26 protein-coding genes are annotated in these 24,649 nt (G+C 60.1%); 14 read left to right on the plus strand and 12 right to left on the minus strand.

Annotation, left to right across the window (positions count from 1 at the left end):
• Positions 1 to 26 precede the first annotated feature (26 nt).
• The 3 genes from GR158_RS23270 to GR158_RS23280 form a co-directional block, all read right to left on the minus strand.
• A complete protein-coding gene (locus GR158_RS23270; protein ID WP_160872784.1) occupies positions 27 to 947 on the minus strand; it encodes an ABC transporter permease in 921 nt (306 codons plus the stop codon).
• A 41-nt stretch (positions 948 to 988) separates the two neighbouring features.
• On the minus strand, positions 989 to 2,539 hold the full coding sequence (locus tag GR158_RS23275; protein ID WP_160872785.1) for a sugar ABC transporter ATP-binding protein: 1,551 nt from the start codon (positions 2,537 to 2,539) through the stop codon (positions 989 to 991).
• Positions 2,540 to 2,602: 63 nt separating this feature from the next.
• Positions 2,603 to 3,697 carry a substrate-binding domain-containing protein gene (locus GR158_RS23280; RefSeq protein ID WP_160872786.1) on the minus strand — a complete coding sequence of 365 codons (1,095 nt, stop codon included), beginning with the start codon at positions 3,695 to 3,697 and terminating at the stop codon, positions 2,603 to 2,605.
• A gap of 295 nt (positions 3,698 to 3,992) precedes the next feature.
• On the opposite strand from GR158_RS23280, the gene GR158_RS23285 reads away from it, so the two are divergent.
• From GR158_RS23285 to GR158_RS23320, 8 genes are all read left to right on the plus strand, one after another.
• Positions 3,993 to 5,456 carry an aldehyde dehydrogenase gene (locus tag GR158_RS23285; protein WP_160872787.1) on the plus strand — a complete coding sequence of 488 codons (1,464 nt, stop codon included), beginning with the start codon at positions 3,993 to 3,995 and terminating at the stop codon, positions 5,454 to 5,456.
• Positions 5,457 to 5,483: 27 nt separating this feature from the next.
• Positions 5,484 to 6,494 carry a Gfo/Idh/MocA family protein gene (locus tag GR158_RS23290; RefSeq protein ID WP_160872788.1) on the plus strand — a complete coding sequence of 337 codons (1,011 nt, stop codon included), beginning with the start codon at positions 5,484 to 5,486 and terminating at the stop codon, positions 6,492 to 6,494.
• 316 nt (positions 6,495 to 6,810) lie between these two features.
• The gene (locus tag GR158_RS23295; protein WP_160872789.1) at positions 6,811 to 7,731 is read left to right on the plus strand and encodes a LysR substrate-binding domain-containing protein; all 921 of its coding nucleotides are present in this window, start codon (positions 6,811 to 6,813) and stop codon (positions 7,729 to 7,731) included.
• Between the two features lie 190 nt (positions 7,732 to 7,921).
• Positions 7,922 to 8,692, plus strand: coding sequence for an ABC transporter ATP-binding protein (locus GR158_RS23300; protein ID WP_371731778.1), 771 nt, complete (start codon positions 7,922 to 7,924; stop codon positions 8,690 to 8,692).
• Between the two features lie 23 nt (positions 8,693 to 8,715).
• Complete coding sequence (locus GR158_RS23305) at positions 8,716 to 9,513, plus strand: transporter substrate-binding domain-containing protein (RefSeq protein WP_202402416.1); 798 nt, start codon at positions 8,716 to 8,718, stop codon at positions 9,511 to 9,513.
• Between the two features lie 4 nt (positions 9,514 to 9,517).
• A complete protein-coding gene (locus tag GR158_RS23310; protein ID WP_160872791.1) occupies positions 9,518 to 10,207 on the plus strand; it encodes an ABC transporter permease in 690 nt (229 codons plus the stop codon).
• Positions 10,204 to 10,896 (plus strand): ABC transporter permease, encoded by a 693-nt coding sequence (locus tag GR158_RS23315; RefSeq protein WP_160872792.1) that lies wholly within the window; start codon positions 10,204 to 10,206, stop codon positions 10,894 to 10,896. Before GR158_RS23310 ends, GR158_RS23315 begins: the two co-directional genes overlap by 4 nt.
• 55 nt (positions 10,897 to 10,951) lie before the next feature.
• Positions 10,952 to 11,914 (plus strand): arginase family protein, encoded by a 963-nt coding sequence (locus GR158_RS23320; protein ID WP_160872793.1) that lies wholly within the window; start codon positions 10,952 to 10,954, stop codon positions 11,912 to 11,914.
• Positions 11,915 to 11,971: 57 nt separating this feature from the next.
• On the opposite strand, the gene ctlX is transcribed toward GR158_RS23320, so the two are convergent.
• Both ctlX and GR158_RS23330 read right to left on the minus strand, forming a co-directional pair.
• Entirely contained in the window at positions 11,972 to 12,892 is a 921-nt protein-coding gene (ctlX, locus tag GR158_RS23325) for a citrulline utilization hydrolase CtlX (protein WP_246665767.1), read from the minus strand.
• A gap of 8 nt (positions 12,893 to 12,900) precedes the next feature.
• Positions 12,901 to 13,950 (minus strand): ornithine cyclodeaminase, encoded by a 1,050-nt coding sequence (locus GR158_RS23330; protein ID WP_160872794.1) that lies wholly within the window; start codon positions 13,948 to 13,950, stop codon positions 12,901 to 12,903.
• Between the two features lie 134 nt (positions 13,951 to 14,084).
• On the opposite strand from GR158_RS23330, the gene GR158_RS23335 reads away from it, so the two are divergent.
• Positions 14,085 to 14,522 carry an Lrp/AsnC family transcriptional regulator gene (locus GR158_RS23335; protein ID WP_160872795.1) on the plus strand — a complete coding sequence of 146 codons (438 nt, stop codon included), beginning with the start codon at positions 14,085 to 14,087 and terminating at the stop codon, positions 14,520 to 14,522.
• Positions 14,523 to 14,693: 171 nt separating this feature from the next.
• Entirely contained in the window at positions 14,694 to 15,320 is a 627-nt protein-coding gene (locus GR158_RS23340) for a hypothetical protein (protein WP_160872796.1), read from the plus strand.
• A 54-nt stretch (positions 15,321 to 15,374) separates the two neighbouring features.
• Here GR158_RS23340 and betI read toward each other — a convergent pair whose 3' ends face one another.
• A complete protein-coding gene (gene betI / locus GR158_RS23345; protein WP_134651553.1) occupies positions 15,375 to 16,001 on the minus strand; it encodes a transcriptional regulator BetI in 627 nt (208 codons plus the stop codon).
• Between the two features lie 103 nt (positions 16,002 to 16,104).
• Between betI and choX the strand changes: the two genes are divergently transcribed.
• Both choX and GR158_RS23355 read left to right on the plus strand, forming a co-directional pair.
• Positions 16,105 to 17,055, plus strand: a complete 951-nt coding sequence (gene choX / locus GR158_RS23350; RefSeq protein WP_371731779.1) for a choline ABC transporter substrate-binding protein — start codon at positions 16,105 to 16,107, stop codon at positions 17,053 to 17,055.
• A 5-nt stretch (positions 17,056 to 17,060) separates the two neighbouring features.
• On the plus strand, positions 17,061 to 18,092 hold the full coding sequence (locus GR158_RS23355; RefSeq protein WP_160872797.1) for an alcohol dehydrogenase catalytic domain-containing protein: 1,032 nt from the start codon (positions 17,061 to 17,063) through the stop codon (positions 18,090 to 18,092).
• Positions 18,093 to 18,250: 158 nt separating this feature from the next.
• On the opposite strand, the gene GR158_RS23360 is transcribed toward GR158_RS23355, so the two are convergent.
• The 6 genes from GR158_RS23360 to GR158_RS23385 form a co-directional block, all read right to left on the minus strand.
• The gene (locus tag GR158_RS23360) at positions 18,251 to 18,820 is read right to left on the minus strand and encodes a type 1 glutamine amidotransferase domain-containing protein (protein ID WP_134651549.1); all 570 of its coding nucleotides are present in this window, start codon (positions 18,818 to 18,820) and stop codon (positions 18,251 to 18,253) included.
• A 381-nt stretch (positions 18,821 to 19,201) separates the two neighbouring features.
• Positions 19,202 to 19,915 carry a fumarylacetoacetate hydrolase family protein gene (locus GR158_RS23365; protein WP_160872798.1) on the minus strand — a complete coding sequence of 238 codons (714 nt, stop codon included), beginning with the start codon at positions 19,913 to 19,915 and terminating at the stop codon, positions 19,202 to 19,204.
• Positions 19,915 to 20,667: an ABC transporter permease gene (locus GR158_RS23370; protein WP_134651543.1), complete on the minus strand. Its 753-nt coding sequence runs from the start codon at positions 20,665 to 20,667 to the stop codon at positions 19,915 to 19,917. The genes GR158_RS23365 and GR158_RS23370 overlap by 1 nt, the downstream gene beginning before the upstream one ends.
• A gap of 6 nt (positions 20,668 to 20,673) precedes the next feature.
• Complete coding sequence (locus GR158_RS23375) at positions 20,674 to 21,480, minus strand: ABC transporter ATP-binding protein (protein WP_160872799.1); 807 nt, start codon at positions 21,478 to 21,480, stop codon at positions 20,674 to 20,676.
• Between the two features lies 1 nt (position 21,481).
• A complete protein-coding gene (locus GR158_RS23380) occupies positions 21,482 to 22,324 on the minus strand; it encodes an ABC transporter permease (protein ID WP_134651539.1) in 843 nt (280 codons plus the stop codon).
• The gene (locus GR158_RS23385) at positions 22,324 to 23,313 is read right to left on the minus strand and encodes an ABC transporter substrate-binding protein (RefSeq protein ID WP_160872800.1); all 990 of its coding nucleotides are present in this window, start codon (positions 23,311 to 23,313) and stop codon (positions 22,324 to 22,326) included. The genes GR158_RS23380 and GR158_RS23385 overlap by 1 nt, the downstream gene beginning before the upstream one ends.
• Positions 23,314 to 23,560: 247 nt before the next feature.
• On the opposite strand from GR158_RS23385, the gene GR158_RS23390 reads away from it, so the two are divergent.
• The gene (locus tag GR158_RS23390; RefSeq protein ID WP_134651534.1) at positions 23,561 to 24,235 is read left to right on the plus strand and encodes a FadR/GntR family transcriptional regulator; all 675 of its coding nucleotides are present in this window, start codon (positions 23,561 to 23,563) and stop codon (positions 24,233 to 24,235) included.
• Between the two features lie 48 nt (positions 24,236 to 24,283).
• Positions 24,284 to 24,649, plus strand: a 366-nt coding sequence (locus GR158_RS23395) for an isocitrate/isopropylmalate family dehydrogenase (protein ID WP_246665768.1), incomplete at its 3' end; no start/stop codon positions are given.

The following is a 24,649-nucleotide window of genomic DNA, read 5'->3' on the forward strand; positions in this document are numbered from 1 at the left end:
GCGGAGAGCCATGGAGAACAAGTTTATCATTGATAAGCCCTTAGGCGGTTGGGATCGCGCACCAGCGCGATGGACGCTGCGGCAACGGCGGTGACGAGCACCATGCCCTCGAAAAGCGGCTGGGCAAGTGGCGGTGCGCCGGTGAAAAGCAGAACGGCGCCGATCGCGCGCAGCGCATAGGCCCCGAAGATCGCGCTGAGTGGTGAGCCTGCACCTCCTCGCAGCGACAACCCGCCGATCACAATTGCGGCGATGGAGTTGATTGTATAGGGCGCGCCGATCGTCGCATCGCCCGAGAGGGTCTGAAAGCCGAGATACAAGCCCGCAAGGGCAGAAAACAACCCGGAAAGCACATAAGCGGCGATGATGGATCGCTCGATGCGAAGGCCGGACAGCCGTGCAGCCTGTGGCGCCGATCCGGCAGCGAATATTCCGCGCCCAAGAGACGCCCGCGATATCGCAGCCCATGTACAGGCGGCGATGATTGCGATCATCAGTGTCGATACCGGTAGGACGCCAAAAAGGATGGACGTCATCGCGTAAGCAAACCCGGTGTCCACCTCGCCCCCGGGAAAAGGCCTGATGAACAGGGCAAGGCCGCTGAAGACAGCGCCTGTGGCCAGCGTGCCGATGATCGGCTGGAGGCGACCATACACAATAAGCGCACCGTTCAACGCGCCGCAGAGCGCGCCGACGGAAAGCACAATGAGGACACCAGAGGCAATCTCGAGGGGAGAGCCATGCACCAGCTCCGAGGCGAGTGCATTGGTGAGTGCCACCATCCCGCCGACCGAAAGATCGAGCCCGCCAGTGAGGACCGGAAAGGTCTGGGCAAGAGCAGCAAGCGCAAGCGGGGCAGCCGAATTCGCGTAGGACTGGATGACGAAACTGGAAATTCCGCGTGGATGCACAGCGAGATAGACGGCGAGCACGATGACGAAGACCATCGCGCCGAGCAGGACCGGCATGTGTCGCGACGTCAGGATTTTCATGTCGGGATTTCCATTTCGGCAGGGTTTCGGATGGTCTCGGGGCGTGTCATGTTGAGCGATGCTTCCATGACGTTGACCTCGTTGAGCGCCTCGCCCCCAAGTTCACGCGTGATGGCGCCGCCATAGAGAACAAGGACGCGGTCACACATCCCGATGAGTTCCTCGAAATCGGTCGTGAGGAAGAGGACGGCCGCACCACGATCCGCAAGGTCGCGAATGAGCGCATAGATTTCCTGCTTGGTACCCACGTCGATGCCACGCGTCGGATCCATGAGGATATAGACTGCAGGCTCATTGAGCAGCAGCCGCGCCAGCAAGACCTTTTGCTGGTTGCCGCCGGAGAGGGAGGAAACCGGCGCCTCGGGCGAGGCAATCTTGATGGCCAGTTTGCGTATCATGTCACCGCTGCGCGCGACCTCGGCAAACTGATTACGCAAACCATATCGACTGAGCTTTCCTCTTACGGAGAGCAGCATGTTGTCACGGATTGATTCCGCCAGCAGCAGGCCTTCCGTCTTGCGATCTTCCGGAAGGAGCATCACAGGTCGCTCCCCGGCAATGGCCGCCGCCGGACCGGTCGGGTTGAATGGCTTGCCGTCGAGCGTCACCGAACCTGCCGCCGTGCGAACGGCGCCGTAGAGAGTTTGAAGAAGCTCCTTTTGGCCTTGGCCTTCGAGGCCGCCGATCCCGAGCACTTCGCCACGCCGGATCGCAAACGAGACGTCTTTCACCTTGTCGACTGCCGAGAGCCCCGAGACGCTCAGAACGACGGGCGCATCGGTCGGCAGCGCATGCCGGGGCGGGAAAACCTGCGAAATCTCACGGCCGGCGAGCATTCGGCAAATCTCGCCGTGCGAACGCGAATGCGTGGGGAATGTCTCTATTAGCTGACCATTTCGCAGCACGCTGCATCGGTCGGCGATACGCTCTATCTCGCTCATTCTATGCGAGATGTAGATGATGGTAAGGCCTTCGCGCCGCGCGTCGGCGATGATCTTGAAGAGCCGATCAACATCGTTACCGGGCAGGGATGCCGTCGCTTCGTCGAGGAGCAGGATCCGCGGCGTCTTGGCAAATCCCTTGGCGATTTCCAGCAGCTGTTTCTGGGTGAGCGACAGCTGACCTGCATGGGTGCCTGGATGAACGTCGCCCAAGCCGACCAGGTCGAGCCAACGGCGCGATTCCGCACGCTGTCGACGCAGGTCGATCCAGCCGAATTTCGATCGCGGCGGCTTGGAAAGAAAGAGATTGTCCTCGACCGAGAGATGCGGAACGAGGGAAAGCTCTTGAAATACGGTCGCAAGGCCAAGTCTCTCGGCAGCTTGCGGGCCGTTATGGTCGAGACGCTCGTCGAAGAGATCGACGGTGCCGGTATCGGGAGCAAGGACCCCGGTCAGAATTTTGATGAGCGTGCTCTTGCCCGCCCCGTTTTCCCCGAGAACCGCATGCACCGTTCCCGCCTCGATATCGAGACTCACGTCGGAAAGTGCTCTGGTCGGCCCGTAGGATTTGCCGATACCTCTTAATCGTATGGCATTCACCGTCATCGCTGTCCCTTCTCGTCGGTTTGGGCAAACCCGGCGGGCCTCAGTGCGGCCCGCCGGCGCCGCTCACTTGGCGGTCAGTTCATTCGCAGTGAAGAGAAGGTTGCATTCCTTGAAGCCCGTCGCGGTGTCGAAGGAAGCCGGCAGTTGCGAGAAATAGGCAATGCCGTCCTTCCAGTCCGTCGACGGCAGCGACGGTGGTGGGAGCTTGATGCGCTGTGGCATCTGTTTTCCCTCGAAGCTTGAGAGGGCGGCGAGAATGGCCACTGCCGAAACCGACGGTGAGGATCCGATCGCAACGCCGGTGAAGCCGTTTTCGGCGAGCATGCGCACGGCGCCGTTCATCGTGTCCGAACCGAAAGGCACGGCGGGATGCTTGGCGTCGAGCAGGGCCTGGATCGACCCCATGCTGCCATAGGCATTGGCAACGCCAACAAATTTGCCATGCGCCGCAACCGCCTCCGCAGTCACGCGCTGCGATGTGCCGACATCCCAGTTCCCGACGACTTCGACCACCTCAAAGGACGTCCCCTCGAATACCTTCTTGAAGCTTTCCGTCTGCTGCTTCTCCGTTGCATTTCCCTGCAGGCCACGCACCCAGAGCACCTTGCCCTCGGTGATGTTCTTCGCCTTCAGGTCGTCGAGGATGGCCTGCGCCTTCTTGGCAGCAATTTCACCATGGTCGATATCGACGATGAGGTGGTTGTCGTTGAAGACGACATTGTCGAAGGAAACGAGAAGTGTTCCTGCCTGGTTGGCGCGGCCGATCACGGCATCGAAGGCCTCCGGGTTGACGGCGATGAACAGCACCGCATCGTAGCCGGCAGCAACGTAATTCTCGATCGCCGCAATCTGTGCCGCGACGTCGTTGCCAACGCTGACGGCGGTGAATTCCTTCACCTTCGCTGCAATCTCCGGGCGCTTAACGTAGGACTCCGCAGCGCGGATCATCTGGATGCGCCAATCGTTGCCGGCAAAGCCGTTGACCAGCGCGATGCGGTACGGGCCTTCGCGCGGCGTTACGGCAGACAGCTGTTTGGTATCGGCGTCCCAAGGTGCAAAGCACTCCGGAAAGTAGCTCTCCGCTGCCATGGCACCGGATGCGCCAAGGCCCATCGCCAACATCAGCGCGGCCGTTTTCAATTTCCAAATTTTTCCCATCTGAAAGCTCCTTATTGTTGGTTGGCTTAGCCGTACATCAACAAAATAGTATCCAATATATTGATGTCAATATACGATATCACGACTTGACCGACTCTCGCCAAGCTACCGCTCAAGCGGCTCGCACAGTCGAAATCGGAGGCCGATGGCTTGACACACGGCGCGACTGAAGATTGGATGCAATCATACAATCTGTAGGGATGTGTGTTCTGCCACTGTCGTGCTGCGGTTCCATGACGTGATGGTAGCCAGACGGAAAACCAAACGAATTTTTGAAGGAAAACAGGTGAGTGCAATGTTTCATCGTCAGTACGGGCTCTGGATCAACGGCGTGGTGGAACGTCCTGACGGAAACCAGAGCCATGACCGATATTCGCCCGCCAACGGCGAACCGGTCGCAAAAGTTTGCCTCGCCACGCCTGAAGATGTCGGAAGAGCAGTCGCCTCCGCCAAAGCGACGTTCAAATCGGGTGTCTGGTCAAAAATGCCGGCCATCGAACGTGGTAAGATCATTCAGCGCTTTGCCGACTTGATCGTGGCTGAACTCGATCACCTCAGCCTCATCGAGGCCGAAGAAGCGGGCAAGACCACGGCCGCCGCCCGCGGCGAGATCGAATGGTCGGTGGAGCTCGCGCGCTTTGCGGCCACACTGGCGTGGAACATACCGGGCAAGGTTATCAACCACGAGGGTGCCGAAAAACTCGGTCTCGTAACCCACGAGGCATTACCGGTCGTCGGTATGATCCTCCCTTGGAACTTCCCTACTGTCACGCTTTTCCAGAAGCTGCCCTACGCCTTGGTTGCAGGCTGCTCCGTGGTGATCAAGCCCTCGACCTTCACGCCGGGAACAACGCTGGAATATGCCCGCCTCGCCAAGGAGGCTGGAATACCCGATGGCGTGATCTCCGTCCTTCCAGGCAACGGAGACGACGTCGGGCGCACGCTTTGCCTTCATCCGGATATCGACATGATTTCGTTCACGGGATCGACCACCGTCGGCAAGGAGATTGCCGCTCTGTGCGGGCAAACGCTCAAGAAGGTCGCGCTGGAGCTTGGAGGCAAGGGTGCCAACATTGTGTTCGCCGACGCCGATCTCGAAGCTGCCGTCGACGGCGCACTTGCCGCCTTCACGATCAATCAGGGAGAGGAATGCTGTGCCGGTGCCCGTCTCCTCGTTGAAAAGTCGATTGCGGACGATTTCGTCGAACGCCTCGCCAGCAAGGCCCGCGCTTTGAAGCTTGGTACCTCCAAGGATGCAGAAGCGGATATCGGCCCCATGATCCACGAACAGCACCACGCCAAGGTCATCTCCTACATCGAAGCATCGAAGCGGGAAGGGGCAACGCTCGTCACGGGCGGCGGCCGCCCTTCCGATGCACGCTTCGATTCAGGCTACTTCGTCGAGCCGACGATCTTCACCGGCATTACGCCTGAAATGACCATTTTCAACGAGGAAGTCTTCGGTCCCGTTCTCGGGGTCACCACCTTCGAAAGCGAAGCGGAAGCGGTCGCGCTCGCCAATGCCACGCCCTATGGCCTTGCGAACGGGCTCTGGACGAAGGATCTCGATCGCGCCATGCATGTATCCGCCGCGCTCGAGAGCGGCTTCGTTTACGTCAACTGCTATCTGGAAACCGTGCCTCAGCTGCCCTTCGGTGGCGTAAAGGCGAGCGGGTTGGGTCGCGAGAATGGCACGGAAGGCCTCTTGGAGTTCATGCAAACCAAGTCGACCTTCATTCGCTTGCGCGCCGGCCATTAAGCACCATCGATATTGAGGACGTAAAGAATGAAACCAGTTCGTTTCGGCATACTTTCGACCGCGAAGATCGCGCGCGATTGGGTTATCCCTGCCATGAAGGCGGTTGAGGAATGCGAGGTCGTCGCAATTTCCTCGCGCGACCCCGCGCGCGCGGCATCCGTCGCGTCCACATTCGATATCCCGCGGCACTACGCGTCGCTGAGCGAGATGCTGTGCGATGACGCCGTCGAGGCCGTCTACATTCCGACGCCCAATAATTGCCATGTCGATGAAGCCATCGAGGCGCTGGAGGCGGGCCGGCATGTGCTTTGCGAAAAGCCGCTTGGTCTTAATGCGAAAGAGGCCGAACGTCTTCAGGCCGCCCAACTGGCCACGGGCTTGCAGGTGTCGGAGGCCTTCATGGTGCGCTACCATCCGCGCTGGCTTGCAGCACGCGACATTATCCGCAGCGGTCGGCTCGGTCGCGTCACCCAGATTCACGCGACCTACAGCGTGATGAACGACAATCCAGATGACATCCGCTTCCGACCGGAACTGGGCGGTGGCGCACTTGGTGACGTCGGTATCTATCCCATTACGGCTGCGCGCTTTCTGTTTGAAGATGAGCCGTTTGCTGTGACTGCAACCTTCGAAAAGGCTCCCGACGATGGCGTCGATATCGCCGTCGCCGGCATGCTGGAATTTCCGGGCCATCGGAATCTGCTTTTCTCAGGGGCGCTGCTCCAGGCATGGTCGCACTGGATCATGGTAACGGGCACAGAGGGATGGATGGAGTTGCCGGTGGCCGTTTGGCCGTCTGCACAACAGGAAACAGTCATTCACCTGCGCGGCCGCGACGATCTTTATGACCAGCGTGTCGAGACGATACGCTTTCCTCCCGCAAATCAGTATGAGCACGAGGTCCGAACTTTCGCAAAATCCGTGCGCGGCGAAATCGAGCAGCTCTGGCCGATCTCGAATGCTGTCTCCGGCATGCGTCTGCTCGACGCAGTAAGGCAATCTGCGGCGACAGGGACACGTATCAGGATCAATGGGTAGTCAGCTTCCGTCTTAATCTCGCTCCGGCGGTTTGATTGATCCTACATCAGGCAAACGGCTTCCCCTGGCGGCGGTGATGGGCGTCTTGTGGAGGAGGGTGGGCTCCATCAGGTGGCAAGGGCCATCGAGAGCTGCTTTGCGCGGTGGCACGCCCCATCGATTTTTTGGGCTTGCCCGAAACAACTTGCAAGCGGAAACTGAGACGCTGTAACACACGATGCCGGACTGCCAAACGGCGGGCCGCAGTTGTCACGTGGTCTCCAGTAAGCCCAAACGGCCTGACTAAAATGGAAGATCGCTTGTCTGAGGAGCCTTGTTGAACAGTTTGCGCAACCTTCCGCTTCCTACGTTGAAAACGTTCGAGGCGGCCGCCCGCCACCAGAGCTTTACGAAAGCCGCTGCCGAACTCGCTCTTACGGATAGCGCTGTCAGCCACCAGATTCGCAGGCTGGAAGAAGCGCTGGGTTGCAGCTTGTTCGAAAAGTCCGGACGGAGCGTCGTGCTCAGCGATGCCGGACGGATTTTTGCCAAGGTGGTCTCGGCCGCAATGCAAGATATCATTGGGGCAGCTCTTCGACTATCGGATGCCGGTCAGGTTCAGGGGCGGCTCGATATCGCGTGTCCCCCCATGTTCGCCAACACTTGGCTTGCCAAGAATATTCACGAGTTTTGTCGCGACCACCCAGCAATCGAATGCCACATACGGCTGGTTGAAAACCAGAGGGTGCATGAGTTGAGCGATATAGACGTCGGCGTCTCCTTCGGCGCGGGGGGATGGGCCGATCGCTGGTCGACGCTTCTTGCGCATGTCAACATCACGCCGGTTTGCAGCCCTGTCCTCTTTGACAGCATCGGTGGGAGCCTCAGCCATCCTTCGGATCTTCACCGCGTTACCCTGCTGCACTGGGACGATGGATCGGAATGGCGGCGGTGGTTCTTCGAGGCGGGGGCTCCGGGCGCCGACCAGGAGGCGCGCCATCTCTATTGCAGCGATCTCGGCATGGCGATCGATCTCGCCGTTCATGGAACCGGCGTGGCGCTTGTCAGCGACACTTTGTCGGGCGGTGATTTCAGGCGCGGTATTCTTATCAAGCCTTTCCCGTTTTCGATCGATGCCTTTGGTGGTTGGCACGTCGTGTGTAACACGGCGAGCATGCATCGTGCCGGGGCACGCCTTTTTCTTCGCTGGCTCTTGACCGCTTTTGGCCGCGATATCGCGCTTGAGACGCTTCCATAGCGGGGCACATCTCAAACCAATGAAAGAATTTCACATTTTCTGTTGGCGTGTCGCGGAACAAGCCGAGATATATACGTGATAGATGATGCCTTGTCATCTTTGGCGTGAGGATTCATCAATTGTGCAAAATTGCGTCAAGCGCGTAAATAGCCAAATAATTATGCAGACGCGCAAAGCCTAGAGTGGAAAGATGCCGATGTTGACCGCCACGGACATTCACAAGTCGTATAGCGGCCATGAGGTGCTGAAGGGTGTTTCACTCAGCGCCAATGCCGGCGACGTCATCAGCGTGATCGGCGCGAGCGGTTCCGGTAAGAGCACCTTCCTTCGCTGCATCAATTTTCTGGAGCGTCCTAGCGCGGGTACCATTGCAATCGATGGGGAGGTGCTCGCCACCGTGAGGGAGCGCGATGGTACGTTGCGGCCGGCGGATCGCCACCAACTGCGGCGGGTCCGCTCGAAGCTCGCTATGGTCTTCCAGAACTTCTGCCTGTGGTCTCATATGAGCGTGCTCTCCAACGTCATGGAAGCGCCGATGAGCGTGCTCGGTCTTTCGAAGGCGCAAGCAGCCGAGCGTGCGAAGGCAAATCTTGCGAAGGTCGGTCTCGGCCAAGCCGTTTTCGACAAGTATCCGGCGCATCTGTCTGGCGGCCAACAGCAGCGCGTCGCGATCGCCCGTGCACTTAGCATGAATCCGGACGTTATGCTGTTTGACGAGCCGACGTCAGCGCTCGATCCCGAACTTGTCAGCGAAGTGCTCAAGGTCATGCAGGTTCTCGCGGAGGAGGGGCGCACGATGGTCGTCGTGACCCACGAAATGGGCTTTGCGCGCCACGCGTCAAGCCGCGTGCTCTTTCTTCATGAGGGTCGTGTCGAGGAGGAAGGGACGCCGGACGCAATTTTCCAGGATGCGAAGAGCGCGCGACTGCAGCAATTCCTTGCCGGGCGCCTCAAGCACTAGCCTTCGCACCCACCCTCTCAATCTTGGCCAACAACAACAACTCCAGAGGAGCTACCATGCGACTGCCAGCCATCTCCCTATTCGCAACCCTGATTGCCACGGGCACGATGCTGAACCCGGCCCATGCCGATCAGATCAAGATCGCCACCGACGCGACGTTTCCACCATTTGAATCCGTCGATGCCGGCGGCAAAGTCGTAGGCTACGACGTCGAGCTGATGGAGGCGATCTGCGAAGCCGCAAAGCTCGATTGCAACATTTTCAATGCCGCTTGGGACGGCATGATCCCCGGTCTCATCGACGGCAAATATGACGCGTTGATCTCACAGTTGACCGTAACGGACAAGCGCCGCCAGGTCATTGCCTTCAGTGACATCTATAGTCATCCGACCTTCCGCTTCGTCGCCAAAAAGGGTGCGGGCCTCGACATCACACCGGAGGGCCTCGCGGGTAAGATCATCGCGGTGCAGACCGGCACTCCGATGGACGCCTATGTCACGGCCCACTTCCCCCAGGCGACCATCAAGCGCTACGACAGCGGCAGTGCGCCTTATCTCGAACTCTCAGCGGGCCGCGCGGATCTGCACATCAGCTATCAAGCACAGATCATTCACAGCTTCCTGAAAAGCGATTCCGGCAAGGATTTCGAGCTCGTTGGCCCACAGCTGACCGGTAAGGACGCCAAGGAGTTCGGTGAGGGGGTCGCGATCGCGATCAACAAGAAGAATGTTGCACTCGTTGAAGAGATCAACAAGGGTCTAGCGGCCGTCCGTGAAAGCGGCAAGCTCGACGCGCTCAACGCCAAGTATTTCGGCGAATAAGCGCATGGTCGCCGACTACGCCGCGGCAATTCTGTCAGCAGGGTCCACGACCCTGCTGGTTGCCGTCCTGTCGCTGCTGGTGGCGACCTTTCTCGGCCTCACGGCCGCCTTTGCAAAACTCTCGGCAAGTTCCGGCCTTCGCGCGGTTGCCGGCATCTATACGTTTGTCGTGCGCGGAATCCCGGATCTCGTCATCATGCTGCTGGTCTTCTATAGCCTGCCGGCGCTTTTGAACCAGTGGATAGAGATGCTTGGCTGGGATTTCCGCGTCGAGTTCTCTCCGACCGTCGCGGGCATCGCGACGCTCGGTGTCATCTTTGGCGCCTATATGACGGAGACGTTCAAAACGGCGTTGCAAAACATTCCGCGCGGGCAAATCGAAGCGGCAGTCGCCTATGGACTGACACGCCGCCGCATGTTCACCCATATCATCCTGCCGCAGCTCGTCCGTCTCGCTCTTCCAGGCTTCACAAACAACTGGCTGGTTCTGGCGAAAGGCACGGCACTGGTCTCGCTGATCGGCCTGCAGGACGTCATGTTCCGCGCAAAGGGGGCGGCGGAAGCCACCGCCATGCCGTTCACCTTCTACCTTATCGCCGCCGGCTTCTATCTTGCCGTGACACTTGTCTCCATGTTGCTGCTCTTCCTCGTCGCGCGCCGCTTCGACGTCGGCACCCGAAAGGTCTTGTCATGAACTGGGATGTGATAGTCGAAAACCTGCCGCTCTATCTCGAAGGCGCCAAGCTGACGCTCATCCTTGCCTTCGCGTCGCTCGGCATCTCCTTCTTCCTCGCTATTCCACTCGCCTTCTTGCGAAACAGCGAGAACGCGGCCTTTCGCTACACCGTTATGGCCTATACCCTCGTATTCCGCGGGACGCCGCTTCTCGTCCAGCTGTTCCTGATCTACTTTGGCCTCGCCCAGTTCGGTCTGGTGCGCGAAAGTGTGCTCTGGCCATGGCTTTCCAGCCCGATGGTCTGCGTCATCGCGGCATTCGTGCTCAATACGACAGCCTATTCCACCGAAATCTTCGCAGGCGGCCTGCGCCATATCCCGGTGGGCGAGATCGAGGCAGCGAGGGCCTATGGCATGTCCGGCCTCGTACAAGCCCGCCGCATCCTCATTCCCGCCATGCTGACCCGTTCGCTGCCGCTCTACGGCAACGAGATGATCATGATGCTGCATGCCACTTCGCTTGCAAGCACGGTCACTCTCCTTGAGGTCACGGGCGTGGCGCGCAACATCACGCTGAACTACTACATTCAGTTCGAGCCTTATGTGACGGCCGCCGCAATCTATCTGGTGCTGACCTTCGCCCTTGTGTCTGCCTTCCAGCTCGTGCAGCGGCGGTGGGCCGGTTATCTCGAAAGCCGCATCGGCTGACCCTTCACCCATCCGAAAGTGAGAGACCCGGTTCGGCCGGGCAGAGGAGACGTTCATGGACAATAAGGCAGATCTCGGCGCGCTGTTTGGCGCTGCGGCCGAAACGAAGACATTCCTGGGGCTGGAAGCCTGCGCCGATTTTGAGACGATGACCGCGCCGGTCGCCATCCTCGGCGCGCCCTGCGCGACGCCCTATGCCGCCGTCGGCGCCTATTGCCGCAACGGGCCGGACGCCCTGCGCCAGGCGACCGGTTCGTTGACCGCCAATGTGGATCGGCACGATTTCGATCACGGCGGCCCCGTCTTCCCAAGCGCCAAGCTACGGCCGGTCGATTGCGGCAATCTCACCTTCGATGAGGCGGACAGCGCGGCAAACCGGCAGAAGATCGCCGACGCGGTTTCGACCTTCCTGAAACGCGGGGCGGTGCCGGTGCTTCTCGGCGGCGACGATTCCATCCCTATCCCGATGATTGAGGCAATCGGTGCGCAGGCGAACGGCGCGAAATTCACCATCCTGCAGATCGATGCACATATCGACTGGCGTGAGGTCCATATGGGTGAGCGGCTCGGCCTTTCCTCGACGATGCGCCGCGCGTCCGAAATGCCGCATATCGAGCGCATCATTCAGGTCGGTGCTCGTGGCATCGGCTCGGCCGCGACCAGTGATTACGAGGACGCGGTGGCATGGGGTGCCGAGTTTTTCCCGGCCTATGACGTGCACAAGAACGGCGTCGAAGCGGTGCTCGAGCGTATTCCCAACGGCAGCAACATCATTATCTGCATCGATGCGGATGCGCTCGACCCGGCCCTTATCCCGGGCGTGATCGGCCGTGCGCCGGGTGGCCTCAGCTATTATCAGGCCGTCGATCTCATTAAGGGCGCGGCGACGCGGGGCCGGATCGCGGCAATGGATTTCGTCGAGTTCATGCCCGAGCGTGACGTCGATGGCATCGGTGCGTTGACCTTCGCACGGCTGATCACGACGGCTCTGGGCGTCCTTGTGCGCCAGGCCGACTGAGTTCAAACGCCTAACAAGCGAAAGGCCCGCGAGAGGCGGGCCTTTTTGTTCTTGCGATCAGTGCCGCGGGGTCAGATGGATGCCCGCCAGCGTGCAGCGAACAGAGCCGCCCGCCCGCTCGATAGTCGGGATATCGAGCGCGACAATACGAACACTTTCCTCGATGGCCGCGCGCTGGCCAGCGTCGAGCGCATCGAGTGCTGTCGAGGAGAGGGCGAGGATGCGGCCTTCGGTTCCCTGCAACTCCAGCGCATTGCCCGCGAAGCGACCGATCTGCTCTTCGCTCAAATCGATGATCCGGCGACCGAAGCGTGCGAGGCGCCCCACAACCTCTTCGCGGCGCCGTCTATCGCTGATCATCCCGGTTCCGATGACAGCGAAATCCGTGCCGATGCACATCAGCACATTGGTATGATAGATCGGCATACCCTTGCTGTCGCAGGCCTCGAAGGCCATGGGCTCGAAGTTGAAGTGGGTCGAGAACCGCTCCAGCGCGATCGGATTGGTTCGGTCCGAGCGAACGGCATAGGCGACGCGGTCGATGTGATCGAGCACCATGGCGCCGGTGCCCTCGAGGAACAGGGCGTCCGGCTCGAGTCCGGAATAATCTATGACATCCTGAACCCGGTATTCCGTTTTCAGCATCTCGATAATATCGGATCGCCGCTCCCGACGCCGGCTTTCAGCCTTCATCGGATAGATCGCGACATGACCGCCCGCATGGGTGGAAAACCAATTGTTCGGAAAGACGGAATCCGGAGTTGACGTACCTTCGTCCTCGAAGAGATGGACCTTGACCCCATGGCTTTCCAGGGTCGCCGCAGCGGCGGTGATCTCGGCATAAGCTCTCAAGGCCAGATCCTCACCGCGATCGGAGATAGTCTGGAAGCTGTTGTCTGCCGCCGTTTCGGTGTTGACGGTGAAATGGTGGGGGCGAACCATGACGACGGCTGCGGGGGCTTGGATGGAATGGCGCATGCTGGAGCTCACTTCGCGCGCTGGAGCATGCCGAAGAGGTCCCGCGGATCGTCCGGATCGGCGATGATGTCGAGATCCTGCGATAACCCGGTGCCGCTGAGTTTCTGGTGGACGTAGCGCAGTGCGGAGAAGTCCTCGACGGCGAAGCCGACGCTGTCGAAGAGTGTGATCTGGTTCTGATCACGCCGGCCCGCCGTCGCGCCGGAGACAACCTGCCATAGCTCGGTCACCGGATAGTCCTCGGCCATCTGCTGTATCTCGCCTTCGGTGCGTGTCTGCGGAGAATATTCCACGAAGGTGTCGGCTCGCAGAAGGATATCTTTATGCAGCTCCGTCTTGCCCGGGCAGTCACCGCCGATCGCGTTGATATGTACCCCCGCGCCGACCATGTTATCGGTCAGGATCGTGGCGTACTGCTTGTCAGCGGTACAGGTGGTGATGATGCCCGCGCCTTCAATTGCGGCCTGCGCGGTGTTGCAGGTAATAAGCTCCAACCCGCTTCCCGTCAGATTGCGGCGTGTTTTCTCGGTGGCCTGCGGATCAATGTCATACAGACGAACGGTCTTGATGCCGAGCAGGGCCTTCATCGCAAGTGCCTGGAATTCGGCTTGAGCGCCGTTGCCAATCATTGCCATGGTCGTCACGCCCTTCGGCGCCAGGTGACGTGCCGCCATGGCAGACGTCGCAGCGGTGCGAAGCGCCGTCAGGAGTGTCATTTCGGTCAGCAGGAGCGGATAACCGGTGGAAACCTGTGCGAGCAGCCCAAAGGCCGTGACCGTCTGGAGGCCCTGCGCCATGTTCTTGGGGTGTCCGTTCACATACTTGAACGCATAGATCTCGCCATCCGATGTCGGCATCAACTCGATGACACCGTCATTGGAATGCGAGGCGATCCGGGGCGTTTTGTCGAAAACGTCCCAGCGCCGAAAGTCCGCTTCAATGGCACCGGCGAGTTCGACGAGCATCGTCTCGATGCCGATATGGTGGACAAGTCGCATCATGGTTTCGACGCTGACAAAGGGCACGAATGCCTTGGCGGATGGTTGCGGTGCGGACATGGGCTACCCTCTCACTTGTGATCGAACATCAGGATAGCTGTCAAACTTGCTGGCGAAAATTGCAGAATAGTGTCAATTTACGTAAAGCTTTGTGCAAAATTACCACGGGAATTGTTAAAAAGGGCAATCGTCACGTGAACATCGCAAAATACATCCCCGACGATCTCGATCGGCGTCTCATCGCGCATTTGCGCGCTGACGGTCGCGCGTCTCTTGCAAAGCTTGCAGACGCGCTGAGCGTCGCGCGCGGCACGGTCCAGAACCGCCTCGATCGCTTGATGCAAACGGGAACGCTGCTCGGCTTCACCGTCCGCGTCCGCGAGGACTATGACGAGCAGACTGTGCACGCCGTCATGATGATCGAGGTGGTAGGGAAATCAACCACTCAAGTCATCCGCAAGATGCGGGGCTTGCCCGAAGTCTATTCCCTGCACACGACAAATGGCAATTGGGACCTCATCGCTAACATCCGTGCCGCAAGCCTCTCGGATTTCGACCGCGTTCTGCGTGAGGTCCGCATGATCGATGGTGTCGCCAACAGCGAGACGAGCTTGCTCTTAAGCAGTGTATGAGCGCGCTTTCCTCGATCGCTCCGCAGCGAGGTTAACCGACGCGCGGCATGTGCTTTGGCAGAAGGTGCTTTCAGCGAAGGAAGATTAAGGAAGCTATTCCTGAATCCATTTCATATGGAGTGCCGGCTTGTGTCCATTGACCCCGCATATCGCGCGCACCATGTAGTTGGCATGCCAAAACACGAGAAGAACACCGTCGAGTTGATTAGAACATGGACTTTGCCGGTCGCGGTGACGATGGGGTCATCCGTTCGCGCGAAAGGTATCCTACAGGAGATTCAGGCGCGGCTGCCGGCCATCTCCAAAAAAGCGGTCATGCTCGACGGAAGTGATCTTACTCTGGCGATGCGAGCCGAAGAAAAGGCTGTTTTCAACGTTGCGGTCCTGGTCGTGTCCAAGGCGCTGGATGATGCTCCGTTTCTTCCCGTCATCCCGCGTGAGATTGAAGACATCCTTGGCATGAAGACCAGCGAGCGGCATCGCTGGCTCGCGGACGGCCGTCTTCGTAGCGCGGGGACGAGAACCGTCAGGCTGGCCGGGCGAGCCCGGCAGATTACCTTCCACGTTTTTGAGCCGAAGGTCGTGGATGAACTCCTCAATCGTGGCGCGGTCGATGAGTGGCGGGTCGAGGATGCCGAGGCGAAAGCAGAGAAAAGACTACAGGCGGCCTATCAGGCGAAGCTGACGCGGCTGTCCAAGAAGAACAAACGGTCGAAGACGGTGGACAAGAGCGCCGACGATCCCAGTCCACCCCTTCGAGGCTGGGAGGACTTCGACCTCGACGGCCTGCTTCGGTAGTTCGTCGACTGCGCATCCCCGTAAGCGCCCTCCGGTCGCGCGATCCGCGCCGTTTCAATTCGGCTCAGAGAGCAGTCGAATGACCTCATGGGGCAGCGCCTTCTCGACATAGTCGATCAGAACAGACTTCGCCTGCGCCAAGGACAGATCAATGTCCGCATGCCCCCGACGCAGCCACAGCCCGTCGATCATCGCAGCAAAGCCAAGGTTGAAGTGATCGATCTTGTCCTGCTCAAGATAGGGTCTCAGGATGCTGGACACATTTGACCGAAGGCGGCGGTAATAGGGTCGTAGCAGGCGGGCGTAACGTTCGTTATGCGAGGCTTCGGCATAAAGCGAAACCCAGGCGCTCGCCGCCTGCTTGTCGAAGCGTTGCGCCGGGAAGTTTCCATCGATGAGCGCCATCAGCCTCTCCCAGCCTGAATGCGCACGACGAAGGTTCAGGACGATTTCGTTGGCCAGGATGCGGTTGTTCATCCGCACCATCTCAAAGAGAACCTCTTCCTTGTCCTTGAAGTAGTAGGTGAGGATGCCTTGGGAGAGACCTGCTTCCGAACAGATTTTCGTGCTCGTCAATCCGCGCAATCCTTCCTTGAGGAAGATGCGGTGCGCCGCGTCGATCAACTCGACGCGTCTGATGTCCTCGATGCGGGTACGTGGTCTCTTCGGCTTCTGCTGCATGGATTTTCCGTAGCAGATCAATTTTTTGTACGCTTTAACAAAATTTTGCTTGCCTTAAAAATATCCGTTCCTATCCTCGTGGAAAACCAAAAGGGGAACGCTGATGAACAGGAAAGTTTTCGCGATGATCATCGCTGCGGGCGTGGCGTGTCCAATGCAGGCCCATATGGCGTTTGCCGGTGAGGCCGAGGCATGCAAGGCGGTGCGTCTCTCAGACCTTGGCTGGACGGACATCGCCTTGACCAACACCACCGCCGAACTCATTCTGGGCGCCTTAGGCTATGAGCCCAGCCAGACGCTTCTCGCTCTCAATATCACGTTTGATTCCCTGCGGAGCGGTGATATCGATGTGTTCTTAGGCAACTGGAGGCCGGTGCAGGACATCGACTACAAGCCCTATTTCGACGATGGCTCGGTCATCCCCGTCGCGACAAACCTGACGGGAGCGAAATACACGCTGGCAGTGCCCAGATATGTCCACGACGCAGGCTTGAAGTCGTTCGACGATTTGCAGCGGTTTGCAGACCGGCTTGATCACAAGATTTACGGCATCGAACCCGGATCCAACAAACCGCTACTCGACATGGTCGAAAAGAAGGCCCACGGACTGGATGGCACTTGGGAGGTCGTGGAGTCCAGCGAAGCGGCAATGCTGACGCAAGTGCAGCGCGCCGTCGAAACGAACGCGTGGATCGTCTTCCTCGGCTGGCAGCCGCATCCGATGAATGTCACCATGGACATGGCCTATCTGGCAGGCGGTGACGCGGAATTCGGACCCGATTTCGGCGGTGCGACGGTGCGCACGATCGTCCGAAAGGGCTATCCCGAACAGTGCCCCAACGTGACGAAGCTTTTCAGCAACCTCGTCTTCGACATCGATTACGAGAACGCCGGCATGAACATGATCATGACAGACGGACTGGAAGCGCGCGACGCCGCGATTAAGATGCTGAAGGCCAACCCGCAGAAGCTCGATGCCTGGCTCAAGGATGTGCAGACGTTAGACGGCAAGCCGGGCTTGGCCGCGGTCAAGGCGGAGCTCGATATCCAGTGACGACAATGGCGACGACGTCGATGCGTGCCGCCGTGTTGGCGGGACATGGGAAGCCGTTGCAGGTCAAACTTGTACCGCGGCCCTTAGCGGGACGCGGCCAGCTGCTTGTCCGATTGCAGGCATGCGGCATCTGCCATTCGGATGTCCATATCTGGAAAGGCGACGTACGGCCGCCTCACGCGCCGGAGCCGTTTATCCTCGGTCACGAGGGTGTCGGTGTCGTCGCGGCGATTGGCGAAGGTGTGCAGGGCTGGGCGGTCGGCGAAACGATCGGGGTTCCCTGGCTGCACGACACCTGTCTGCGATGCGATGAATGTAGCGATGGTTACGAGGCCTTCTGCCAGCACCAGCGGGCCCATGGATTGAACGTGCCCGGCGGCTTTGCCGAATATGTCGCCGTCGATGCTGCCTTCGCCGTTCGGCTACCGTCTGATGTCGACCCCTTGGCGACGGCGCCGGTCATGTGTGCCGGTGTCACCGCCTACGGTGCCATTCGCAGGGCGGGTGTGACGGCCGGTGAACGATTGGCCGTGTTCGGTTGTGGCGGACTTGGCCTCTACGCGGTGCAGATCGCAGCCCGCATGGGCGTTCACGTCGTGGCCGTCGATCGCGATCCGGCGAAGCTGGAACATGCCCGGCGTTATGGTGCGGCCGAAACGGAAGTCGCAGGGGAGGGGCTCGAACAACGCCTGGCGGAAAATCCTGGCTTCCACGCGGCAATCAATTTCGCGCCGACAACTGCGACCTGGTCGGCGATCGTCGCGTCGATCCGGCCGAGGGGCCGCATCGTCGCGGCGGCACTGGTCTCCGATCCCGTCCCGCTCGTGCAGGAATGGCTGACCGCAACCGGCGTTACGATCACCGGGACCAGTGTCGGCACACGACAGGAGATGCGCGAGGTCGTCGCCATGCACGCCAAACAGCCGCTTCTCAATCCGATTGAGGAGATTGACCTATCCCGTGCCACCGACGCCCTCGTCGCGCTGGAAGCGGGTAAAGCACCCGGCCGCTTCGTGATACGGTTTAGAGCCGGGTGAGACATCCGAAGCCGGGCGGGCATCTCGGAAGCACAGAGAATGTACTTCGTCTTTTCCGCCCCAACCCGCTCTGGCACGCGTTCCAGCTTTCGGTTGCCGCCGCGAGAGAGGCCGCCGCAGGAAGGCGACGGAGGGGGCGGCCTTCAGCCTGAGCACGATCAGGCGCTGCGGGCCTGCTGCGGATGTTTCCCTTCCTCGAATTCTTCGACGATCTTGGCGCAGAAAGCCGGCAGGTCCTTTGGATTGCGGCTCGTGACCAATCCTTTGTCAACGACCACTTCTTTATCGACCCAGTTGCCGCCGGCATTGATGATGTCCGTTTTCACGGTCGGATAGGAGGTGACTGTGCGTCCTTTCAGAACGTCCGCTTCGACGAGAAGCCAGGGGCCATGGCAGATCACACCGACCGGCTTTGCCTGTTCGAAAAAGGAACGAACGAAAGACACTGTCGTCGCATCGGCACGCAACTTATCGGCGCCAACGGAGCCGCCGGGGATGACGAGACCATCGAAATCGTCCGCGGAAACGTCCTTCACGGCCTTGTCGACTTGGTAGCTTCCGCCGGGATCAAGGTCGTTGTTGTTTGTCTTTGCTTCGCCCGCTTCCAGCCCAAGGACAATCACCTCGGCCCCGGCCGCTTCGACGGCGTCCTTCGGCTGCTTGAACTCCGGCTCTTCGGTGCCTCGGGGTGCGATCAGAATCGCGATCTTCTTGCCTGCTAAGGTCATCAATTTCTCCATCGGTACTGTTGGGTCGCAACAAGAGCGTCGCGCTGAGCCAAACGATGGATGGACTGCGAAGTTCCCCATTTAGAGGAAACGGTCTCGCGCGACGAGCTGACATTGGCGCTCGGCTACCGTGATATCGACAGTGATAGCCGTCGCGTCGATGCTGTGCTCCGCCGGTTACGGCAAAAGGCGAGGGCGCTGGACATGGAGCTTCCCGTCCACGCGGTTCACTCTCTAGGCTTCCGATTTTCTGCCAAGCTTTCGACCATCAAGTAGGGTAGATTGCAACAGAGCCTTGTACCGCAGCGAGGCTGGCATCGTCTTATATTGGTAAAGGATGCGGTCGGGGAGGCGGCGCGCCGAAGCGCGCCACCATTGGGGTCAGGCAACCTTGAAGGTCACCTCGTCGACGCCGTCCACATGGGCGACCATCTCGTCGCCCCTGACGATCGCGCCGACGCCGGCGGGCGTACCCGCGAAGATCAGGTCACCCGGCTTCAGCGTGAAGAGGCGCGAGAGGTAAGAGATCATTTCCGGTACCTTCCAGATCATCTGGTTGAGATCACCTGTTTGGCGGACTGTGCCATTGACTTTTGCCCAGATCGCGCCTTCGGTCGGATGGCCGACTTCCGAGACCGGATGCAGCGGGCCGCATGGGGCGGACGCCTCGAAAGCCTTTCCGGTTTCCCACGGCCTGCCGGCCTTCTTCGCCTCTGCCTGCAGGTCGCGTCGCGTCATGTCGAGGCCGACGGCATAACCGTAGACGCAGTCGAGCGCCTTATCGAGAGGAATATTGTCGCCGCCGTCCTTGAGCGCCACGACGAGCTCGACTTCGTGATGGACGTCATTGGACTCGCCCGGATAGGGGAAATCAGTGCCCGCCGGAACGATCGTGTCGGGATTCTTCTGGAAGAAGAAGGGCGGCTCCTTGTTTGGGTCATGGCCCATTTCGATGGCATGATCGGCGAAGTTGCGCCCGACGCAATAGATGCGGTGCACCGGAAAGAGCGCCTTGGTACCGGCCACGGCAAGGGTGGGGATGGCGGCCGGTTCGATGACATAGGTTGTCTGGTTGATGGAGGTCATGTCGTTCATTATCGCGCTCCTGCGTAATATTCGATGCGTTTTTCAAAATGTTCCACGGCCGCGGACAGTAGCATGGCTGCCGCGAAGAGGAGGATTGTCAGAGCCCAGAACCGTTCCATGTCGAAGGAGCGGGAATAGAGCTCGAAGAGTTCGCCATATCCGATGATCGAGACGAGGATCTGCCCGATCACGACCCCTTTGACACCGCGGATCAGGCCAATGCGGATGCCTGCCAGGATCTCCGGCAAGGCGGAGAAGAGGATGATCTTTGTGAAGATCGTCAGCCGCGACGCGCCGTAGCTTCGGCCCATCTCGATCAGCGATGTCGGGACCTGCATGACGCCGGCGCGGGCGTCGAGCACGATGATCCAGACGGCGAAGAGGAAGACGGTGACCACGACAGTTGTTTCGCCGAGACCGAACAGGATCATCAGCACCGGGACAAGGGCTGATAGCGGTGCGCTGACGAACATGTTCACCCAGAGGCCGAAGATGTTGTCGACGATCTTGAACCGGCCCATGGCGATGCCGAGCGGCACGCCGATCCCGATTGCCATGGCCATGCCCGTAAGGAACGAACGCAGCGTAACGAGGGTCGCGCTCTGCCAGGAATTCGTAGCGACAAGGTCGAAGCCGGCAGAGATGATCGCGCTCATCGGCGGAACGAGAAAGATAACGTCCATCCTGCCGACGATTTCCCAGACGAGCGCCCAGACAAGGAGGGCCGTCATCATGGGGATTTTAATGCCGAAGAGTTTCATGGCGCCTCACTCCGCATATTGCCGCAGGCCCTGCCAGATCTCCTCCACCACGTCGAGATAGCCCTTGTCGCGGCGGATGATATCCGGAGCGGCGGAGCGGTCGATCGAAGGTTCGATGATCTGAGAGACCCGGCCGGGGCGCGGGGAGAGCAGCACGATGCGATCGGAGACATAGACGGCCTCCTCGATGGAGTGGGTGACGAAGAGAAAGGTCTTGCGCTCCTTCTCCACCAGCATCAGCAGGTCTTCCTGGAACTTGCGTCGGTTCTGCTCGTCCACCGCCGAAAAGGGTTCGTCGAGAAGCAGCACATCCGCATTGACCGCGAAGGCGCGGGCGATGCCGACGCGCTGGCGCATGCCGCCGGAAAGCTCGTGTGGGTATTTCTCCTCGAAGCCGGACAATCCGACCTCGGCGATGTAGTGTCGGGCCGTTCGGTTGCGTTCCGCCAGGCCGATACCCTTCAGTTCGAGGCCGAAAGCCACATTGCGCAGCACGGTGGCCCAGGGCATCAGGGCAAAATCCTGGAAGACGAACGCGCGTTCAGGTCCAGGGCCGGTCACCACCTTGCCATTGACCCGGATATCGCCGGACGTGGCAGGCACAAGGCCAGCGATGATCTTCAGCAGCGTTGTCTTGCCGCAGCCGGAGGGGCCGAGCAGCGTCGTCAGCTTGCCACGCTCGAATTCGAGGTTGATGCCGCGCAGCGCCTCGATGTCGCCGTAGCGCTTGCCGATGTCACGCACCTCGACGATGGCATCGGATGTAGTGATTGCGGCAGGATTGGCCACGCGGGCACTTATGGATGTGGCCATGTCACTTTCTCCTCTTTTCGGGCCGCAGGAAGCGCACCTCGACATATTGCAGGCCGGCGAGCGTCAGCGTCGAAACGGCGATGATGGAGGCGACAGCCGCGTACATGTGCGCGTAGTTGGCAATCGAACGGTGATAGGTGATGAGATCGCCGATGCCGGTCGGCGTGATCAGCAGTTCGGCCAGCATGACGCCGATGAAGCCGGCAGCGATGCCGAGACGAAGCCCCGCAAAGAGAACGGGCGTCGCATCCGGAATGATGATCTTGAAGATCTGCTGCAGCCGGCTGCCCTGGAAGGAGCGGCACATGTCAACGAGCGATGGATTCACGTGCCGGACCGCCTTGTAGGAATTGAGCACGATGACCGGCAGGGCCAGCATGATGACGGCGAGCGTCTTGGCAACCAGGCCGATGCCGTAGATGAAGGTGACAAGCGGCACCAATGCCGCCATGGGGGCTGCCTGGAGCACGATGAAGACCGGCGCCAGAAGCCATTCCGCCTTGTCCGAAAGCCCCATCACGATGCCAAGGCCGATGCCCAGCACGGCGGAGACGGCAACGCCGATGACGAGCGGCTGGAACGTGATGGCATAGGCGGGCAGCAGCGTGCCGTCGAACGCCATCTCGAGAAGGGCGGAGACGGTTTCGAGGAAGGTGGGGAAGGCGAAGCTGATCGGTACGCGACCGGCGATTTCCCAGGCTGTGAAGAGGGTCGCGAGCGACACCAGCACCCATAAGGATTTCCGGCGTGTGGCGAAGTCGGCGATCATGTCGGCGAGGGTGGAGGAGCCATCCGTGGCCCCTCCCGTCGCGCCGACCTTTTGCGGTGTAGCGGCCATGTGCATCACTTGGTTCCGATTTTCGCGAGAACAGCGTTGAGCGCGTCGAGGTCCCAGAAGTCCTCGACCTTGAGATCCGTTGCCTTGCCTTCCAGCGCGCCCGAGACGGTATAGAACTCGAAGTCGTCCTTTGCCGCATCCTCACCGCCACCGTTGAGCGGCAGCGCCGCGGCAGCCTCGGTGAAGTAGGGTTCGATATCGGCGATCATGTCCGGCGTCGCATCCGGCAGGAGCTTGTACTTGTCGCGGAGCGCGATCGCCGCCTTCGGGTCCGCCGCGACCTCGCGCCAGGTGGTGAGGATCGCTTCGACGAGAATTTCCACGTCCTTCTCGTTCTTCGAAAGATAGTCCGTATTGGCAAAGAGGGCCTCGTCCGTCGCGCTTACCTCGCCGAGTGGCAGGAACGCGAACTTGCCGGGCGCCTCCTTCTCCAGCACGCGCTTGCCGGAACTGTCGACGATCGTCGCCTTGACATTGCCCTGCAGGAGCGCACCGGTGCGCACTTCCGCGCCGGGAACGTAGGAGATGTTGGAATAGGCGATGCCGTTCTTGTCGGCCATCAGGCGCATGATCGCCTCAGTGCCGGAGCCACGCGAATGCACGGCTACTTCCTGTCCGTCGAGGTCCCCCCACTCCTTGTAGAACTCCGTGTTGACGACGGGGTAGAACTGGAGCTTCGAGAGCTGCAGGAAGATGCGGATCGGCGCCTTCACCTTCTGAAGCAGGGCGTAGGGGCCACCGATGCCGATATCGGCCTGGCCGCTGACGACCGCCTGGGCGGCGATGTCTTCGCTCTTGAGATAGGTTACGTCGATCTCGACGCCTTTTTCCTTGGCGCGCTCGATCGCGGCCAGGAGATGAAGCGATTCCACCGTCGCGATATCGCCAAAAGCGATCCGCATGGGATCGGCAGACGCCACACCGGGCACCATGGCAGAAAGGCAGAGCGCGGCCGCAACGGCCGACGCCCTCATTCGTCTGGCAAACATGTTCATTGTTTTCCTCCCAAACTGGGTTTTCCTCCACCCAATATGTAACCAATTCTCCATTAATCCGATATTGTGTCAACCAACTAAACGTGCTGCACCGCCGCAATTAAGGCAAGAACTCCAATGTTATCCCGATTAAATAACTGTTATTATTCGAAAATATATACACTCTGCTAAACGCCTCTCGAAGCGTTGACACTGCCCAATTGATCCCATATAAGCGAACCAATGCAGAATTGGTTCGGGTAGAGCAATGATTGAAAACACCGATGCGGCCGTGCTTTCCCGCCTCCGGGACTTCCTCGCGACGGCGCAACTCCCTGACGGGGGGCGATTGCCGCCGGAGCGCGATCTTGCTGAGTCACTTGACGTCGGCCGCAGTGCGCTGCGCAAGGCGCTGGCTACCTTGCAGGCGGAGGGTGTGGTGTGGCGGCATGTGGGGAAGGGGACGTTCACCGGTGAGCGGCCGATCGACACGGTCGCCGACATTAACGCCATGGTGCACCGGACCAATCCGCTGGAGGTCATGGGAGCGCGCATTGCCTTCGAGCCGGAGGTTGCACGGTGTGCAGCGCTCAACGCAACGCCGAGCCAGATTGCGGAACTGCGGAGCGCCATGCTCAAGGCGCAGCAGGCGCCGACGTGGCGGCTCTACGAGCAATGGGACAATCGCCTGCACCGGCTGATCGGCGAAGCCTCGCAGAATTCGCTGCTGCTCGGCTTGCTCGACACGCTGAACGCGGTGCGTCGTGCCGTCACGTGGGGGCGGCTGCGCGACACGCCCGTCCGCCCGCCGCCGGACCACCACTCGTTCGAGGAGCACGCCCGCATCGTCGACGCGATCGCCAACCGGGACGGAAGTGCTGCGGCTGACGCCATGCGCCGCCACCTGCGCAGCGTAGAGGGACATATGCGGGACGTCCGCTGATATCGGTTCAAAGGAAAGTCGGCATAATGCCGTCTGGGGAGTAGACGTATGACGAAAATCAAGGTTGCCAATCCCGTCGTGGAGCTCGACGGGGACGAGATGACGCGTATCATCTGGCAGTTCATCAAGGACAAGCTGATCCATCCCTATCTGGACGTGGATCTCGAATATTACGATCTCAGCATCGAGAATCGCGACGCGACGGATGACCAGGTCACCATCGACGCGGCCCATGCGATCCGCCGCCACGGCGTTGGGGTGAAATGCGCGACAATCACGGCTGATGAAGGCCGCGTCGAGGAATTCAAGCTGAAGAAGATGTGGAAGTCGCCGAACGGCACGATCCGCAACATCCTCGGCGGCGTCATCTTCCGCGAGCCGATCATCGCCAAGAACGTCCCGCGTCTCGTTCCC

Source organism: Shinella sp. AETb1-6, from assembly GCF_009826875.1.
GTDB classification, from domain to species: Bacteria; Pseudomonadota; Alphaproteobacteria; order Rhizobiales; family Rhizobiaceae; genus Shinella; species Shinella sumterensis.